This window comes from Leptolyngbya sp. Cla-17 (assembly GCF_016807185.1).
In the GTDB taxonomy this organism is placed as follows: domain Bacteria; phylum Cyanobacteriota; class Cyanobacteriia; order Leptolyngbyales; family Leptolyngbyaceae; genus ULC077BIN1.
Genome location: NZ_JAEVYN010000001.1, coordinates 710,247 through 727,271 on the forward strand (window position 1 = coordinate 710,247; position 17,025 = coordinate 727,271).

At 46.8% G+C, this 17,025-nt stretch carries 13 protein-coding genes; 7 read left to right on the forward strand and 6 right to left on the reverse strand.

Going from position 1 to position 17,025, the window contains the following annotated elements:
- Nucleotides 1-72 precede the first annotated feature (72 nt).
- A complete protein-coding gene (locus JOY44_RS03300; protein ID WP_171572306.1) occupies nt 73-1,521 on the forward strand; it encodes a folate/biopterin family MFS transporter in 1,449 nt (482 codons plus the stop codon).
- Between the two features lie 91 nt (nt 1,522-1,612).
- Nucleotides 1,613-3,130 carry a carotenoid oxygenase family protein gene (locus JOY44_RS03305; RefSeq protein ID WP_171572307.1) on the forward strand — a complete coding sequence of 506 codons (1,518 nt, stop codon included), beginning with the start codon at nt 1,613-1,615 and terminating at the stop codon, nt 3,128-3,130.
- Nucleotides 3,131-3,138: 8 nt separating this feature from the next.
- Here JOY44_RS03305 and JOY44_RS03310 read toward each other — a convergent pair whose 3' ends face one another.
- The 3 genes from JOY44_RS03310 to JOY44_RS03320 form a co-directional block, all read right to left on the reverse strand.
- Nucleotides 3,139-4,587, reverse strand: coding sequence for a glycosyltransferase family 4 protein (locus JOY44_RS03310; protein ID WP_197984919.1), 1,449 nt, complete (start codon nt 4,585-4,587; stop codon nt 3,139-3,141).
- Nucleotides 4,588-4,650: 63 nt separating this feature from the next.
- Nucleotides 4,651-6,138 carry a hypothetical protein gene (locus JOY44_RS03315; protein WP_171572308.1) on the reverse strand — a complete coding sequence of 496 codons (1,488 nt, stop codon included), beginning with the start codon at nt 6,136-6,138 and terminating at the stop codon, nt 4,651-4,653.
- A 93-nt stretch (nt 6,139-6,231) separates the two neighbouring features.
- A complete protein-coding gene (locus JOY44_RS03320) occupies nt 6,232-7,494 on the reverse strand; it encodes a glycosyltransferase (RefSeq protein WP_197984920.1) in 1,263 nt (420 codons plus the stop codon).
- A gap of 509 nt (nt 7,495-8,003) precedes the next feature.
- On the opposite strand from JOY44_RS03320, the gene JOY44_RS03325 reads away from it, so the two are divergent.
- A complete protein-coding gene (locus JOY44_RS03325; protein WP_171572309.1) occupies nt 8,004-9,056 on the forward strand; it encodes an aromatic ring-hydroxylating oxygenase subunit alpha in 1,053 nt (350 codons plus the stop codon).
- Here the strand turns inward: JOY44_RS03325 and cysE are convergent.
- Complete coding sequence (cysE, locus tag JOY44_RS03330; protein ID WP_171572310.1) at nt 9,053-9,850, reverse strand: serine O-acetyltransferase; 798 nt, start codon at nt 9,848-9,850, stop codon at nt 9,053-9,055. The genes JOY44_RS03325 and cysE overlap by 4 nt on opposite strands.
- 195 nt (nt 9,851-10,045) lie before the next feature.
- Nucleotides 10,046-10,534, reverse strand: coding sequence for a hypothetical protein (locus tag JOY44_RS03335; RefSeq protein WP_171572311.1), 489 nt, complete (start codon nt 10,532-10,534; stop codon nt 10,046-10,048).
- Between the two features lie 461 nt (nt 10,535-10,995).
- Here JOY44_RS03335 and JOY44_RS03340 point away from each other — a divergent pair, with 461 nt between their 5' ends.
- The gene (locus JOY44_RS03340; RefSeq protein WP_171572312.1) at nt 10,996-11,529 is read left to right on the forward strand and encodes an Hpt domain-containing protein; all 534 of its coding nucleotides are present in this window, start codon (nt 10,996-10,998) and stop codon (nt 11,527-11,529) included.
- A gap of 41 nt (nt 11,530-11,570) precedes the next feature.
- Here the strand turns inward: JOY44_RS03340 and JOY44_RS03345 are convergent, their stop codons facing one another.
- Nucleotides 11,571-12,014 carry an ATP-binding protein gene (locus JOY44_RS03345; RefSeq protein WP_171572313.1) on the reverse strand — a complete coding sequence of 148 codons (444 nt, stop codon included), beginning with the start codon at nt 12,012-12,014 and terminating at the stop codon, nt 11,571-11,573.
- 208 nt (nt 12,015-12,222) lie between these two features.
- Between JOY44_RS03345 and JOY44_RS03350 the strand changes: the two genes are divergently transcribed.
- The 3 genes from JOY44_RS03350 (at nt 12,223) to pbpC (ending at nt 17,024) form a co-directional block, all read left to right on the forward strand.
- On the forward strand, nt 12,223-13,374 hold the full coding sequence (locus JOY44_RS03350; RefSeq protein WP_171572314.1) for a PP2C family protein-serine/threonine phosphatase: 1,152 nt from the start codon (nt 12,223-12,225) through the stop codon (nt 13,372-13,374).
- A gap of 146 nt (nt 13,375-13,520) precedes the next feature.
- Nucleotides 13,521-14,582: a hypothetical protein gene (locus tag JOY44_RS03355; RefSeq protein WP_197984921.1), complete on the forward strand. Its 1,062-nt coding sequence runs from the start codon at nt 13,521-13,523 to the stop codon at nt 14,580-14,582.
- Between the two features lie 66 nt (nt 14,583-14,648).
- Entirely contained in the window at nt 14,649-17,024 is a 2,376-nt protein-coding gene (gene pbpC, locus JOY44_RS03360; RefSeq protein WP_171572315.1) for a penicillin-binding protein 1C, read from the forward strand.
- The last annotated feature ends 1 nt before the right edge of the window (nt 17,025 follow it).

Sequence of the window (17,025 nt, forward strand, 5' to 3'; positions counted from 1 at the left end):
AGTGTTCAGATGCCGCCATGAAATCAAAGCGCTATCATAAAATCTATTGATAAAACTTGTAACAAATTATCAATGATTGTTTCTCATTCCAATTTTTCAAAACTCAAAGCTTTAGTGACAGAAAAGGTTTTCTTTGGTCACGAGCCTACTCCTGAACTGATCGCTATCCTGTTGGTTTACTTCGTGCAGGGCATTCTCGGCTTAGCACGATTAGCAGTTAGCTTTTTTCTCAAAGATGATTTGGGTCTGGGTCCGGTCGAGGTATCTGCCTTGGTTGGGGTCGCTGCCCTACCTTGGATGGTCAAGCCACTGTTTGGCTTCATCTCAGATGGACTGCCGATTTTTGGCTATCGTCGGCGCCCTTATCTAATTCTGTCTGGACTTTTAGGAACGTTAGCCTGGGTAGCAATGGCAACGGTTGTGAACACCCCCCTTGCTGCAACTTTGGCGATCGCTGCCAGTTCTCTATCAGTCGCCTTTAGCGATGTGATTGTTGATTCCCTCGTTGTCGAACGGGCGCGCAAAGAATCCATTGGCAAAGCAGGATCTTTGCAATCGCTCTCTTGGGGAGCTGCTGCTGCTGGTGGCTTGATGACTGCCTATTTGAGTGGTTATTTGTTAGAGCATTTCACCACTCGCACCGTTTTTGCTGTCACGGCTGTTTTTCCTTTAATCGTCTCCTGTGTCGCCTGGATTATTAGTGAAACTCCGGTTACAGAGCGAATGGATTGGACGGCTGTCAAGCATCAGCTTCAACAGTTGCGGCAGGCATTGGGTCAAAAATCCATTTGGATGCCCACTGCATTTCTGTTTATTTGGCAAGCAATGCCCACCGCGGAATCTGCTTTTTTCTTCTTCACCACCAACGAACTCAAATTTGCACCAGAGTTTTTGGGGCGTGTGCGATTGGTAACTAGCTTGGCTTCGTTGATTGGAGTATGGATCTTTCAACGCTTTCTAAAAAATGTTCCATTCCGCACGATTTTTGGCTGGTCAACGGTGATTTCAGCCGCCCTAGGAATGACAACTCTGCTGCTCGTGACTCACGCTAACCGCAGTTTGGGTATCAGCGACCAGTGGTTTAGCCTGGGAGACAACCTGATTCTGACAGTCATGGGGCAAATTGCTTTCATGCCCGTTCTGGTTCTTGCTGCACGGCTTTGCCCGCCAGGTGTAGAAGCTACTTTGTTCGCATTGCTGATGTCTGTTGTGAATCTGGCAGGGTTAGTCTCATATGAATCTGGCGCATTTTTGATGCACAAGCTGGGTATCACTGAGAGCAATTTTACAAATTTGGCGCTCTTGATTGTGATTGCCAATCTCACAAGTCTATTGCCGTTGCCGCTTCTAGGGTGGCTTCCTTCCAGCGAAGATATGCCTGAAGATTCCTATGATCATCAACCTCCGGCAACGTTGGAACTAGATTCAGGTGCCTCTAAGCATCTCGCTCAACCTTTTCTGCCTGACATTATGACGGAATTGGTGATTCAGTCCCGCGAACCGGAACCTGTGGAAGAGTAAACCAGAGAAGCAGCGAGTGCTACTAAAAAAAGCTCCTAATCCATCATCTTGATTATCTAGCCCATAATTCTCATTACCTAATTTTTGAAGTATGACCAGTATTGAACTGAATCCATCTGTTTTGGAAAAGTCCTACCGTCAAGAGGATTGGCAACGGGGCTACAGGTCTTTGGCGCAAGAGTTCGACTACTGGATTGATGACATTGATGGAGAAATTCCAGCCGAACTTCAAGGGACACTGTTTCGTAATGGTCCAGGGTTGCTGGAGGTGAATGGAGAGCGGATTCACCATCCATTTGATGGGGATGGCATGATTTGCGCGATCGCTTTTCAAAATGGACGCGCCCACTTTCGCAATCGCTTTGTAAAAACAGCAGGCTATCTGGCAGAACAGGAAGCCGGAAAGATTTTATATCGCGGTGTGTTTGGCACCAATAAATCCGGTGGATGGCTAGCAAATTTGCTCGATGTGCGCCTGAAAAATATTGCAAATACCAATATTTTGTATTGGGGCGGCAAGCTGCGGGCGCTGTGGGAAGCGGCTGAACCTCATGCTCTCGATCCTCGCACGCTCGATACCTTGGGCTTAGACAATTTAGAAGGCGTGTTGAAACCGGGAGATGCTTTTGCCGCTCATCCCCGTATTGATCCTGATTGTGCACATGATGGCGATGCTTGCCTGGTGAACTTTTCGATCAAGCCCGGTTTGTCTTCCACCATTACCCTGTATGAATTTGGAACCAATGGCAAACTGCTCCGGAAGTATGCTCACGCTACTCCTGGTTTTGCGTTTATTCACGACTTTGCCATTACTCCCCACTACTGCATCCTTTTTCAAAATCCTGTTACCTTCAATCCTCTAAACTTTTTGGCAGGAGTGCGTTCAGCTGCCGAATGCATTCAGTTTCATCCAAATAAACCGACTAAGATTGTGGTAATTCCGCGGAAAAATTCAGGAAGTCAGGAAACTGCTCAACAAATAGCTTTACCTACATCGCGCACGTTTGAAACTCTATCTGGCTTTGTTTTTCATCATGCTAATGCCTTTGAGCAGGGTGACGAGGTGGTGATTGATTCAGTGTGCTACGAAGATTTACCTGCGGTTGAGCCAGGAGGCGATTTTCGCCAAACAAATTTCGACGCGATCGCGCCAGGGCAGTTGTGGCGTTTCCAAGTGAATTTGCAAACTGGAACCGTTGATCGCCAATTATTAGAAGGGCGCTGCTGTGAGTTTCCAGTGGTACATCCAGCAAAAGTGGGGCGATCCTATCGCTATGCTTATTTGGCTGCGGGCTATGCGCCCACAGGAAATGCACCGCTTCAAACTGTGGTGAAGGTAGACACACAATCCAGCAATCGTGCCCTTTGGAGTGCTGCACCTTGGGGTTATGTAGGGGAACCGATTTTTGTTCCGAGGAATCAATCCAACCAGCCAACTAATGCTGAAGATGATGGTTGGGTGCTAGTGATGACGTTTGATGCGAGTCGCGATCGCTCTGATCTAGTGATTCTTGATGCTCATAACCTCAGCGAAGTTGCCCGTCTGCATCTAAAGCACCATGTTCCCTACGGACTCCACGGCAGTTTCACTTCTGAATGCTTTATGTAGGCTGCTCATCATGCTAGCGTTCTGACTCGATGAACAGTATCCGCATAAATTTCGAGCATCGTATCTATCTTTTTCTCCCAGTTAAAGTGATTAAAAACTTTGCGTCGTCCGCTTCTACCCATTTTTTCGCGTAGCGTGGGAGATTGGGCTAGTTTTAGCATAGCAGCAGCTAGCTCGTGAACAAATTCCTCGTGAGAGTTAGGGCTAACCAGAATGCCGCAGGATTCATCTACATAGTCGATGGGTCCGCCCCACTTTGTTGCAATCACGGGCAAACCGGTTGCCATCGCTTCCAAAACCACAGCGCCGCCGCATTCAAACAGACTAGGAAGCACCAAGATATCGGCGACTTGTAAATGCTGAGCGCATTCACGTTGGGCGAGCCAACCCGAAAATTCCACAGCAGGTAGATGAGATCCGTGCAGAGAACTAGACCGTTCATCATTCAGGCCTAGTTCAACCACAAGTTGAGCCAACGAAGGTTGAGCGGGACCGTTTCCAATGATTTCTAGGGTCGCTGGCAGATGCTCAAGCACTTGTTTAAAGGCAGGCAATAGTAAATCAAGGCCTTTCCATCCCACCAATCTTCCGACAAAGATAAATTTTATCGGTTGTGGTTCGCGCTCTGGGTTGCCAGATTTATTTGAATTTGGAGTAGCTGCATTCAACTTAGCCAACTGAGGTGAAAATTTTGATCGCCACAGCAAAACATCAACACCGTTTTCGACCAGTTCAACCACTTTTCCCTTAATTCCAGCAGGTAAAGCTTCACGGGTTCGGTGATTTGCGACTAGTAGAGTTGCCGCCAGTTTTTTGCCTGGAATTAGCGTGTTGATAAAATTTGCTAATAGACGACCAATAGAGACGGCAAAAGTCACGGCTCGCCCTTCTTTATGCCGAAAAGCAGGCGGAAAAGTCATGCCACCATTCATCGGACCGATAACTACGGGCGCACCTATGCCAAAGATCAAAGAAGGAATTTTAGGAGAGACATAAATAGGTTGGTGAACCACATCAACCTGCTTATTTCGGACTAATTTCTTAATCAGACGACGCTGATAGAGCTGCGTTAGCATCGTCATTGCAAATCCAAAAGTAATTTCAGAAATCTTTCGAGGAAGATATTTTCCTGCGGATGAAAGTAGCCGATGCCAACGAGTATCGGGCACAAAGTAAATGCGATCGCAATCGTCTGGAAAATAAGTTAATAATTCCTCACGAGTACGTTCGTGAACCACTAGCCAAGCCTCAACCTTGCGCTGTCGCAATTCGCGAAAATAATGAACTGGCAGAGCAGCCTCACCGCCAAATTCCATAGAAGCATGTTCTGCAACAATTAATATCCGCAATTCTTGAGAATCAGGATAAGAGTGGTCAGCTGATACAGCTTTATTTGATAGTTGACGCTGATTGCTCGATGAGCCTTTTGCTTGAGAAGCAGACGGTGGTTGAAACATGAGGTTCCTAACAGGTTAAATTCACTACGACTAGAATTTTTCAGCCCTAAATTCGCGATAGGGTTACTGCGGCTGGGGCGATCGCGCCGCATCTGTGGAAGCGTCAAACTTCAAAGCAATAAAGTCTCCATCCTGGGTCAAGCGAAGCTTTTGTAATACTTGCTGCCGCCATAAAAGAACAGCAAATACGGGTCCTAAGGTGAGTAAACAGCCTGCCAAACTAAGAAGTGTGTTTCCACTTCCTGCACCAATGACAGCCCCCGTCGAAAGACAAAAGGTGAGGCTAGAAAGCGAAAAAATAGGCGCATTCCTAATCAACACCGCAAATGGCAGAAGCACGGAGGGATACCAGGACATGAGCCATGGTGTTGTTCCCAAGAGCAGTGCCATTGTGACCCAGCCTAAATCAGTTACCAAATCAGCTTCTGAGTATCTTCGTTTGAGATAGGGCTGAAGCAGTTTCCAACCGTAGAAAATCGCAAAGCCTAGCAGCGTAATTCGGCTCAATTTCTGAATAATTGGCTGATTTTCTAGAAAAGTTGATCCCGTAAAAAACGCCAGTCCCAAATTGATTAGATGATGGATAGACCGTGCTGTTAATCCAGAAACGCCGGGATTCAACAAACTTCTCCAGGCTGTCAACTCTGGAAAGATAGTCTGGCTCAAAAGTAGGACAAGGACAAAGATTGCAGCGGTTGAGATCGCGAGTGTTTTCCAAAGCCGCCGTGAAATCAAAAAACCTACTACCATCGGCAACCATATAATCGGTAGCGTTTTAGTGAGGAAGCCTGCGGCGATCGCTAAAACTGCTGCCACGTAGAAGCGGTGATACAAGCAGCCAATCAAAATAATGACTGAAGAGCATAGAAAAACATCCACATGAGCATCCGCAACATGAGCGATTAAAAGGAAAGGATTCAGCAAGTATGCGATCGTTAACTTGCTACGATTCGGAGACTGTTTGAGTAAACGCCAAATCAAATAAGCATTAAGAATATAAACGAGTAGACAAAAAACCTTGAATACATAAACACCCAGAATTGGATTCGCTCGAACAAATACAGCAGAGACTGTAAAAAATAATTGAGAAATCGGTCCGTAAGTAGAAGTTTGCAACCAATAAAGTAATGGCATCAACACACTGGAAACATGACTAGCAGGAGTAATAAATGGATTTACGCTGCGTAGATTCATCAATCCATACTGTAAGTAAAGGTAGATATCGTTACTGAGCGGATAAGCAATTAGTGCAAGCAGTAAAAATGGGATCGCAGGCTTAATAAGCTGCTTAAATTTCAACTCATTTGAGATTGGTCGAACGCGCAGCAACCAAATGACATAACATGCGCACAAACTAATATACGAAAACGTTGACAATATCCGAATGGAGCTAATGCCGTTAAATGATTCACTGTTAAAGTTAGTTTCCTCACCAACGATTGCCTCAAAAAAGCTTGTCACTCCTCCAATAGCTAAAACACCACAAAGAATTGAGGCCGTTACAAGAGCAAAGACATACAAAAATTGGCTTTTGGCAATAATCTTCAGCATGGGTGTATAACCTGAAAAAACTAATAGTTTTCAGTTGAAGTAAATCATTTAAGCAATCTGATTCAGACACCCTATGAGGAAGCCTTAACAGCTTTAGTCAACCTGAGTAACTCGCCAGTTCAGTCTTAAATTAATCCAAAAATTCCAGGCAGTGACAATCGCGATCGCTAAGAAATTAGCCAAATACGCATTGAGATGAATTCCATTAAAGAGAATGTTTAACAACAGAATCTTTAAGATCAAGCCCATCAAACAAATGATATTGAATTTCAGAAAACGCTTAAGCAGTTGCTGCCAACTTGATTGCTTTTGAGCAAGGTCTTTGAATGTCCAACGATCGTTCCAAAGAAAGTTGTTAACAATCGCTAATTCACCGGCAAATATTGCACTCCGCGTTAAACCAATACTCAAAAAGTCATAGAAAAAATACAACAGTCCCATGTCAACCAACAGCCCAGATAACCCTACAAACGCAAAGCGAATGAATCGACCCACTGGAAAATTCAGTTGTCTGCCCCATTTCCCCAAACGCCCGGAATCAATCCGAAGCCGTGCTAAATGGTGCAGATAATCTTTATACTGCCGCCAAGTCACTTTACTTTCGCCAACTTCGCGTTCCTGAAACACGTAGCCAACTTCAGCAATTTGCTGAATGTCACCACGACCGATTACTTCTAATAAAATCTTGTAGCCAACTGGATTGAGTGGAATTCCGGCGATCGCCTTGCGCTTTACCAAGAAATAGCCGCTCATTGGATCAGTGACGCTGCTCAACACTCTGGGCAAAATCACTAACCCTAACAGTTGCGCGCCCCGTGATAAAACTCGTCGCGCTGCACTCCAACTACTTACTCCGCCCCCTTCTACATGGCGACTGGCAACCGCTAAATCTGCACCACACTCAATTTTCTCTAAAAGCTTGAGCAGTACTTCTGGGGGATGCTGCAAATCCGCATCAATCACACCGACTATCTCGCCCCGTGCAGCTTGCCATCCTCGAATCACGGCTGTTGATAAACCCCGTTCGTTTTGTCGCAGCATGACTTGCAAGTTAGGGTAGTGCTCTGTCAAATGTAGGGCATATTCCCAGGTGCGATCAGGGCTATTATCATCAACAACTAATAACTCATAGTCGTTAGGCAACACTTTGTCTAAAAGCTGACTCAGTTGAGCAACCATCTTTTCAATATTGTCCCTTTCATTGAACGTTGGAATGATCAACGTAAAATGTATTGGAAATATCAAATTTGAGGCTTGAGCAGCATACCCATCAGTTGAAGATGATTGCGGCAATCTTGGGACTTGAAGCAAGCCAGATGGTGCTTGTAGTAGATGCTTTTGTTGAATATTGATCATTGGAAATCTATTGGGCTAACAGGTCTACAGATTATGACAATACTCTCGACTTGCACCTTGGGGCTAAGCTAAACAGCTTCAAGGTACCTGCAAAAGCAGGTGAGTGTAAATATTCCTATAGACAGACATACCGCTTAATGATTAAAGCTACAGAGCGTGATAATACAGCGTTTAAGGCTTTTTTAGAAGTGATGACGGTAACAGAGTTTAAAGTTAATGACTATAAAAGAGGGCTTATGAAGTATTAGAAGTCAGCGACTTAATTTATGACGCCTCTGGTAATTTGAGTCCAGCGCTCCAAAGCCTTTAATATCAGTACTTTTTAGTCTTTTTATAAGCCATCCAAACATTTCAACCCCCAGTGAGATCGCTGGTTCTCGTCCACTGGATCCAAAGCCCGTAATCCACCCGATTCACCACTTTAAGCTTGCGATAGATAGGTTGCTTCAACTTCCACAAAGCTACAATCTTGAGCGTGGGCTTATTTTGTGTGAGGGTTGGATTGATCTATGAATGCTCCTGTTTCAGCATCGCCTCGGTTAGATATTCGCTTAGCTGGCATCAATCCCAATCATTGGTATGTGGTTGCCCGTGCTAGCGAAATCACCGATCAGCCGATGGGTGTGGTGCTATGGAAACAGGCGATCGCGCTCTTTCGAGATCCGCAGGGGCAAATTCATGCCCTGGAAGATCGATGCCCCCATCGATTCGTTAAGCTGAGTCGCGGCTGCGTAGTAGAAGGGGAGCTACAGTGCGCCTATCACGGTTGGCGGGTCAACAGCCAAGGACAGTGCAGTGCAGTGCCTTATCTAGAAGCGGATCAAAAATTGCCAAATGTCCAGGTTCGGCGGTATCCCGTGAAAGAGCAGGATGGCTTTATTTGGGTGTTCCCAGGCGATGCTGCCTTAGCAGAGAAAATCTCACCCTTGGGCTTACCCGAATGGGATCATCTCAATTACATTGCCACTGTTTCTGTAATAGATGCCCGTGCCCATTTTTCCTACTTGATTGAAAACTTAATGGATATGTATCATGGGCATTTGCACCATGAGCTGCAAGCCTGGGCATTTGCCGAACTGGACACCATTGATGAAACAGAGAGCCGGATAGATGCTCACTACAACGCTCAAAGCTATTACCGAATTGACAAAATTTGGTCCGTTGCTCAACTCTTTATCCCTCAACTCCGCCAGTTGCATCCAGAGCCGCTCGATGTCAGCTATGTGTATCCACATTGGATATCTCGTTTGGGAGACGATTTCAAAATCTACTGCCTGTTTTGCCCGGTAAGTGAAGACCATACCCGCGCTTACCTAGTGCATTTCACCTCGCTAAATGCCTTCCCAAAATTGCATAAGCTCTCTCCAAGATTTAGACTTTTTTTGAAAAATAGCCTGTTTGGATCGGCTCAACGCTTGTTAGATGGGCTGGTATTGCAGGATGTGCCGATGATTGAAGATGAGCAGCAGGCATATTCAGAAAATCCAAATCGCCGCCCTCACGAGTTAAATCGAGCGCTCATCAGTGTGCAGCGCCTAATTCGCACCCAAGCACAAGTCTAAATACCTGATCCATCCAAAAATTCTTCGATAACGCGATCGCGAATGCGGCAATTGGCAGCCGTTGAGGGTGTCCAAGTATCTGGAACAGCAGATTTTCCGTTAGATACTGAACCGTTAGATGATGCAGAGACCGCAATCGCAGGTTCCATCACCTTTAATGGAACAGGTTGTAATCTCTGCACCTGCTGCTCTAGGTTTTCGATGCGATCAACTAATGCCCGAATGACTCGTGCTTCTGAATCAGGCAAAAGCCCATGTTCTAAAGGTTCTACCCGTTCTCCTGAGCGATACACAATCCGCCCCGGCACCCCCACCACTGTGCAATCTGAAGGTACATCACGCAGCACAACAGAACCGGCACCGATGCGAACATTGTTGCCAATCAACAAATTGCCTAAAACTTTTGCTCCGGCTCCCACCACCACATTCTCGCCTAGAGTTGGGTGGCGTTTGCCGCATTCTTTCCCCGTGCCACCTAGCGTTACCCCTTGATAAATCAGCGCGTAATTTCCGATGATCGCAGTTTCCCCAATCACTACGCCCATACCGTGATCGATAAACACACCTTGTCCAATTTGGGCACCAGGATGAATTTCAATGCCAGTAAAAAAGCGCGCCCAGTGAGAAATCAACCGAGGCACGAACGGCAATCCTATGCGATAGAGCCAATGAGCAAATCGGTGCAGCAAAAGCGCTTGCAAACCGGGATAGCAAAACAAAACCTCTAGCCAGTTGCGAGCAGCCGGATCGCGATCAAAAATAATGCGGAAATCTGCAAGAAGGATCGACAGCACGATAGATGACCCTCGGCAATGATGAACTCACTCATTTTAACGCCGGACGTACCCTATCCAGCATCACCCCATTAGAGGGATTGGAATTGTCCATAGCCAATCGAAGGCAACACGTGCATTTCGATTAGACAGGTCTAGGTTTCAGGTGCCAGCATCTTCCGTTTGCCGATGCACAAGATTAGGGTTGACGCTCCACTAAGGCTGAATGGTGAGCCTGTAGTCGCGTTGAGTTCCAGGCTTTGCTGAGCCAACCCAGATCCGATAAATGCCTGCTTTCCAGTTACTATCAACAACGCTGGCATCTTTTTGAACACCTGTGTCATCACCACATCTCACAGTACCGTCAGCGCCTTGAACCACAAGTGTCGTATCTGATCCACTGCTGACTCGCACGCTCAGACTAGGGAAATTTTGTTCTAAGGTGAGGATATGATCGGGTTTAGAATCGCCAAAGCCCAAACAGCGATTGTTGCGATAATCAACATTATTGATAATTGCGGGCAAAGAAATAGAGCCTCCTGTGGAACCAGAGAGTCTGCCAACCGGATTTGCTGTGCTGAGGGCCACCTTGCCAAAATTTGCTTCTTGAGCGATCGCTGGCATATTAGGGACTGCAATAATGATCGCTAAAATGCCTAACCTAAAACTAAGTATTGTGTGGAGAACTGCGATCGCGCTATTCATTCGGACTCACCCCTTTGTAATAGTTGTATTCTACGAACTTTGTTAGCAATCTCCAGGGAGTGTTTGTGCCAGTATGTTTTCTAGAAGTTTGATCATTTCATTGAGCAATATCCAAAGAACTCAGAGCATTCCCTTGATCTGCGGGAAGGAGTGATAGTTAAGATGCCAGAGCCAGATTTCCAGTAAACGATTTATCCTGCTCTTTGTTTATGCTAATCGGATTGTTGGTTCTCCTGGTTACGATTGGAATTATCTTCACCCAAATCTTATTGATTCCATTTCATGTGTTGCACTGGATTCACCTACCGTTTTGGTTTGGGTGGCTGCCGGTGATTGCACTTCTTGCCTGGTGTTTCGACGATTGAGCCAAAAAATAATTTGATCGTCACAATCGCGTTATGTCATAGGATTCGAGGGAACACTGAAAAAGAGTCATGCTCACGCGATCGCTAGACACCCCTATGGATCAGCCCCCAAACAAAGAAGCCTTGCAAGAAAACAGCTATCTCAGCAAGCCTATCCTTGAAGCTAATCTAGCAACTGAGTGCTGGAGTCAAGTATTACTTGCTCACGGGGAAGAGAAATCTGCCATTGCCCAGGTGCACCGTCAAGTCAGCGCTTACGCGATCGCTCCTCCTATCGCATCCACATCCACAGTCCATCCACCTTTACCTATTGACTGGAACCGTCTGCATCAGATTTCAGACCATAACCCAGAATTTGAATTAGAACTTTTGCAAATGTTTGCAGAGGATGCCGAACAACATCTCAATCAATTGGAAGCCGCGATCGCTACGCAAGACTTCGCGGCTTTAGAACAACAAGCCCATTACATCAAAGGCTCCAGCGCTAACGTAGGGCTTAGACCTATGCAGGTCGCCGCTGCAATTCTCGAAACGCAAGCCCGCAGTCATCAGCTTGATAATCCCACCCCTCAGTTGCTTATGCTGCAACAGACCCTCAAAACACTGCAAACATTTATAGCAGTCAAGTAAATTTAATTCCCTCGCTCTTAACCGCTTACTCCTAGACCCTTTTATACCTTTTTTATAATCGACAAACAGTTTCGTCCATCAGGCAACCGGGAATAACTGAGGGTATCCGAGATTCGCTGCATTAGTCTTAGCCCTCGTCCACCTTCTGCCTCCGTATCCCATTCGGGCGGCATATCTTTAAGTCGCTTTTCTAAATCAAACGAAGCGCCTTGATCCCAAATCCGAATTTCAATACTGTCTTCAAACACTTGTACTTCTAAATCAATCAAAGTTTCCGCAGATAAATTACGATGGGCATGGCGGACTGCATTGGTAAATCCTTCGGCTACTGCCAATTGACACTGCATCCAAGCTTGGGAATGAATTGGAGGATGGTTAAATTGGTCAAACCACTCAAGCACTTGAGCAAGCGCGTCAAGATCTGTACTAACTTGAAGGAATGCTTGATGGAGTGGTTTCAATGTTGAGGCTCTAAAAATTGTCACCAGTGTAGTCCTAATAAACTGGAAGAATGGTTTGATTAAATAGTCAGAAAATGGCAAATATCTGAACTATAGCCCCTGACTCTTTAGCCTTTAATCTTAGTGTATGGTCGCTCCCTGACAATTTATCCTGCCCTCTAAGCTGAAACTATCGAGTAGTTCCTTTTAGAACAAGTATTCCCTAACCATCCTGCACGGTATCTATGTTTTTATGTCTAATTCTGCAATAAGAATTCTCATTATCGAGGATGATCTCATAGCTCAGGTATTCTTACAAAGAATCCTTGAGGATCAAGGATATGAGGTAATTACTGCCAATGATGGTGAAGAGGGCTTGATGCACGCAAGGTCGTTCCATCCAGCACTCATTATCTGCGATTGGATGATGCCCCGTTTGGATGGGCTAGAGGTTTGCCGCAGGCTGAAAGCCGATCCAGAACTCTCGATGATTTTTCTTATTTTACTAACTGTTCGGGGAAGCGTCGAAGATCGTGTTTTAGGTCTAGATAGCGGGGCTGATAATTTTTTGGCAAAACCCGTCGAGCCAGACGAATTGCGGGCACTGGTGCGGGCGGGGTTGCGGCTGAATAAAATATATCAAGCGCTGCAAGAACAGAAACGAATGCTGGAGACAGAGTTGGTAGAAGCAGCGGAGTATGTGCGATCGCTGCTTCCCTCTCCCCTGGTTGGCAATGTCAATATTGATTCGCGCTTTATTCCTTCTCGGCAGCTTGGCGGGGATTGTTTTGATTATTACTGGCTTGACCCAGATTATTTGGCTATTTATTTGTTGGATGTGTCAGGGCATGGGTTAGGAGCGGCATTGCCATCTATTTCGGTATTAAATTTGCTGCGATCGCAATCCATGGACGGAGTTAATTTTTATCAACCCAACCATGTGCTGCGCGCCTTAAATGAAACTTTTCAAATGGATGACCAAAACGATAAATATTTCACTATTTGGTATGGCGTGTATAACCAGGCAAAACGGCAGCTTGTTTACTCCAGCGCAGGACATCCTCCGGCACTGCTAATTTCCAACGCTAACCCTGACGATACTGAAGTCAAGCAGCTTAAAACAATTAGCTTACCGATTGGCATGATGCCAGATACAAAATTTAGCAATCAACGCTGTGATATAGGTGTGACCAGCACTCTCTACGTTTTTAGCGATGGCATTTATGAAATTATGCAGCCCAATGGTGATATTTGGGGGTTGGATGGATTTATTGATCTGCTCAGCGATAATCGCCGTATGATTGCCGATCAAGGACTCAACTATGTGCTAGATCGCGTCAAAACTCTTAGCCCAAATGAATCGTTGGACGACGATCTTTCTCTGCTGCGGATTAACTTTGGTTAACCGCCTTGCTGCCGCTTCGAGTAGCAGCAGATTCAGCGTTTCATCTAGCAAACCTTTATCTAACAAATAGGGAAGAGCGCGATCGCCGAATTGTTCATCAAGCTCCAATCGCAGTTCAATGAATTTAATCAACCATTTTCGCTTTAATGCATCTCCTCTCCCAATGGGTTAACCGACGCGATACCCAAAAGCTATTACTTCTGGTGCTTACCATCGTTGCCCTGCTCATGATGCTACGGCTCCTTTTGAGTGGATTGACCAATCAACAAATCCAACAGCCTGTTTCATTCAAGCCCTTGCCCAATCCCGCATCTAGCGCCCAACAGGTACAGGTTGGTTTTTACCCTATCAATGTTTATGGACTAGATATTTCTAGTAATACTTATTACCTTGACACCTACATCTGGTTCAAATGGAAAGGCGCAATCGATCCAATCGCCGATTTAGAACTGGTTAACTCAGTAGATGATTGGGGCATGACGCAAAAGCTGGGATATGAAAAGCCACAAAAACAGCCCGATGGCAGCCAATACCAAATCATTCGGGTAGAAGGGCGATTTTTTCAGCCGTTTAGCTTGGCTAAATATCCGCTCGATCGTCAGCGGCTTGGAGTCACTTTAGAAAACTCCATCTACACCTCCAAAGATTTGGTTTACTTAGCCGATCAGAAAGACTCTGGCTACGCCGAATTGTTATCGATACAAGGCTGGCAAATTAATGGCTGGGAAATGCAGAACCTTGCTCATAATTACCCAAGCAATTTTGGGTTGGCAGTGCCCGACCTAGCTCCCTATTCTGCTATCCGCTATGAGTTGCTTGTGGGAAGACCGTTAAACTACTTCATTTGGAAGCTATTACTGCCGTTAATTATTGTGTTAGTTGCGGGTTGGGGTGCGTTATTGCTCCATCCCAGTTATGTGGAATCGCGCATTGCCATCCCATTCACAGCCCTGCTGACGATCGTTTTTTTGCAACAATCCTATTCCGACGCCTTGCCAGAAGTGGGCTATTTAGTGCTGCTGGATAAGATCTACGCCCTTTCGTATCTACTGATTATTGCCACGATTATGGAAACCATCGTTACAGCCGACTGGGCTAAAACTCAGCAATCAGAAGCGATCGCCCGTGTGAAAAAGCTTGATCGCCCTTTTTTAATTGCCCAATGCACAATATTACTCCTAGGAGTCTTCCTGCTAATCAAACTGTAAACCTCCTCCTCCGGAGTTTTTCAATTAATCACTGTAGTTTGTTGAAAGGCAGATTGGCAAAAGACTATGGCGCAGGATTGGCACCGATTAACAGTGAACTGGAACCCTTGGCGATGGAACGTTGCAAGGCGACATGCCAGGTTTTTGAAAGGGTTGCTGGGATTGGGAATCGTCGTGTTGACGGTGCGATCGCTGCCCTATCTCGCGCCCATTCGAGCCAGTGACCTTGTGCAAACGCAACAGGCAGCTGAATTCGTTGATCGCAACGGGTTACCGCTAGGAACGGTGCTAACTCGTGACCAAGACCATACGGTGTCAGTGTCTCTAGCTCAGGTGTCGCCTCAGTTTCTCCAGGCAATTGTTGCCGCTGAAGACCAGCGGTTTTACCAGCATGGTGCACTCGATGAGCGGGCAATCGTGCGATCGCTGCTAGAAGCCCTTCAGGCAAAGCAAATCGTCAGCGGTGCCTCCACCATTACGATGCAACTGGCGCGAATGCTGGATGGGTCTCCTCGCACTGCCCAAGCGAAGCTGCAAGAAATTTGGACATCCTGGCGGCTCAGCGCAGGCATGAGCAAAGCCGAAATTTTGCAGGCCTACCTAAACCGTTTGCCTATGGGCAGCAACATTTACGGCGTGGAAGCGGCATCTCGCATTTACTTTGGCATCCCTGCTAGCGATTTAACTTTGGCTCAGGCGAGTTTGCTGGCTGCTATTCCTAACGATCCCAATCGCCTCAATCCCTATGATCACTTGCTGTCACTGAAGAATCGTCAAGTTTACGTCCTCGATCGCATGGTGCAAGATGGCTACATTACTCGTGCTCAAAGCGATCGCGCCTATACCGAAGCTACCGCCCTCCAGTCCCGCCAGCAGGGCATTATTGCGGCACCTCACTTCTTGTTTTGGTTAGCAGATCAGCTTCCTGCCAATCATCCCGCTCAAGTTCGCACGACCCTCGACCGTCCCCTTCAGCAATTTGTCGAAACTCAAGTACTGCAAGTCATTCGCAGCCTTGCCCCTCATAATGCTCACCATGCAGCCGTGTTGGTGCTAGACAACCCAACGGGCGAGGTGCTGGCATATGTGGGATCACCGGATTATTTTGCCAGAGCACAACTGGGGCAAAACGACGGCGTACAGGCATTGCGCCAACCCGGTTCGACGCTCAAACCGTTTCTCTATCAGCTTGCTCTGGAAAACCGGACGATCCAGCCCAATACCATCCTGGCAGATGTGCCCACTCGCTACGCCATTCCTGGAGCGCGACTATACAGCCCGTCCGATTACAGCGAAACCTTTCAGGGTCCCGTGCGAGTGCGACTTGCCTTGGCAAATTCTCTGAATGTGCCAGCCGTCAAAATTCTAGAAAAAGTAGGTGTGGGTGCTTTCCTCGATCGCCTGCATCAACTTGGCTTTAGTCATCTAACTCAGCCTCCAGAACACTATGGCTTGGGACTCACCCTTGGCAGTGGTGAAGTGAGCCTGTGGGAATTGGCGCAGGCGTATTTGACTCTGGCAAGGCAGGGGAAGGGGACGGAGTTGAGAGTGCGGAGTATGGAATCCACTCAATCTACCCTGAACCCTGAACTCCGAACCCCGAACTCCCCTTCTACTTGGCGCTTAGTCACGGATATGCTGAGCGATCGCCATGCGCGTGCGCGTGCATTTGGCGTAGATTCATTGCTGACGTTACCCTTTTCGGCGGCGGTTAAAACAGGCACATCGTCTGATTACCGAGATACTTGGACTGTGGGTTTCACTACAAATTACACCGTGGCAGTATGGGTGGGAAACTTCGACAGTGCACCGATGCAGAAGGTGTCGGGAGTGATGGGAGCGGCTCCCTTGTGGAACCGGATTATGCTACATCTGCACGAACAGCAAGAACCAAAACCATTTCAAGCACCCACTGGACTGGTGCAGCGTCCGATTTGTGCGGTGTCGGGGGCGCGTCCTACTCCCGCTTGTCCGGCTGTGGTGCAGGAGTATCTGTTTCCTGAAGATTTGGCGGCGTATGAAAAACCGGGCGATCGCTTTTTCCCCACTGCTCAGGGCAACAATAGTGCATCCACACAGTTGAAGCTGCCAGCAGAATACAATGAATGGCTAGCACGACAGCCCAAAGACGCGATCAGTTCAACGGCAATGGGGTTGCGAATTGTTTCTCCCCGCAGTAATGATGTGTTTGTGATTGGCAAAAACGATGCCTCCCAACGATTAGAGTTTAAGCTGGCAGGCGCTTCCAAGACAGCAACGGAATGGCGACTCAATGGTCAGCCGTTGACCACATCCACGTCTAGCTCGTTCTTTTGGAAACCTCAAGCGGGCACTTGGACTCTACAGGTAAAGCAAGGTCAGCAGACGGATCAGATTAGGTTTGAGGTACAGACAGCAGAGGCTAAACCGACTCGCAAGGGATTCTCCTTTGCCCCAAAATAAA

Bases quoted from the DNA above. Each gene is read 5' to 3' on its own strand.
- JOY44_RS03300 (WP_171572306.1), top strand. From the start codon at position 73: ATGATTGTTTCTCATTCCAATTTTTCAAAACTCAAAGCTTTAGTGACA.
- JOY44_RS03305 (WP_171572307.1), top strand. From the start codon at position 1,613: ATGACCAGTATTGAACTGAATCCATCTGTTTTGGAAAAGTCCTACCGT.
- JOY44_RS03310 (WP_197984919.1), bottom strand. From the start codon at position 4,587: ATGTTTCAACCACCGTCTGCTTCTCAAGCAAAAGGCTCATCGAGCAAT.
- JOY44_RS03315 (WP_171572308.1), bottom strand. From the start codon at position 6,138: ATGCTGAAGATTATTGCCAAAAGCCAATTTTTGTATGTCTTTGCTCTT.
- JOY44_RS03320 (WP_197984920.1), bottom strand. From the start codon at position 7,494: ATGATCAATATTCAACAAAAGCATCTACTACAAGCACCATCTGGCTTG.
- JOY44_RS03325 (WP_171572309.1), top strand. From the start codon at position 8,004: ATGAATGCTCCTGTTTCAGCATCGCCTCGGTTAGATATTCGCTTAGCT.
- JOY44_RS03335 (WP_171572311.1), bottom strand. From the start codon at position 10,534: ATGAATAGCGCGATCGCAGTTCTCCACACAATACTTAGTTTTAGGTTA.
- JOY44_RS03340 (WP_171572312.1), top strand. From the start codon at position 10,996: ATGGATCAGCCCCCAAACAAAGAAGCCTTGCAAGAAAACAGCTATCTC.
- JOY44_RS03350 (WP_171572314.1), top strand. From the start codon at position 12,223: ATGTCTAATTCTGCAATAAGAATTCTCATTATCGAGGATGATCTCATA.
- JOY44_RS03355 (WP_197984921.1), top strand. From the start codon at position 13,521: ATGCATCTCCTCTCCCAATGGGTTAACCGACGCGATACCCAAAAGCTA.
- pbpC (WP_171572315.1), top strand. From the start codon at position 14,649: ATGGCGCAGGATTGGCACCGATTAACAGTGAACTGGAACCCTTGGCGA.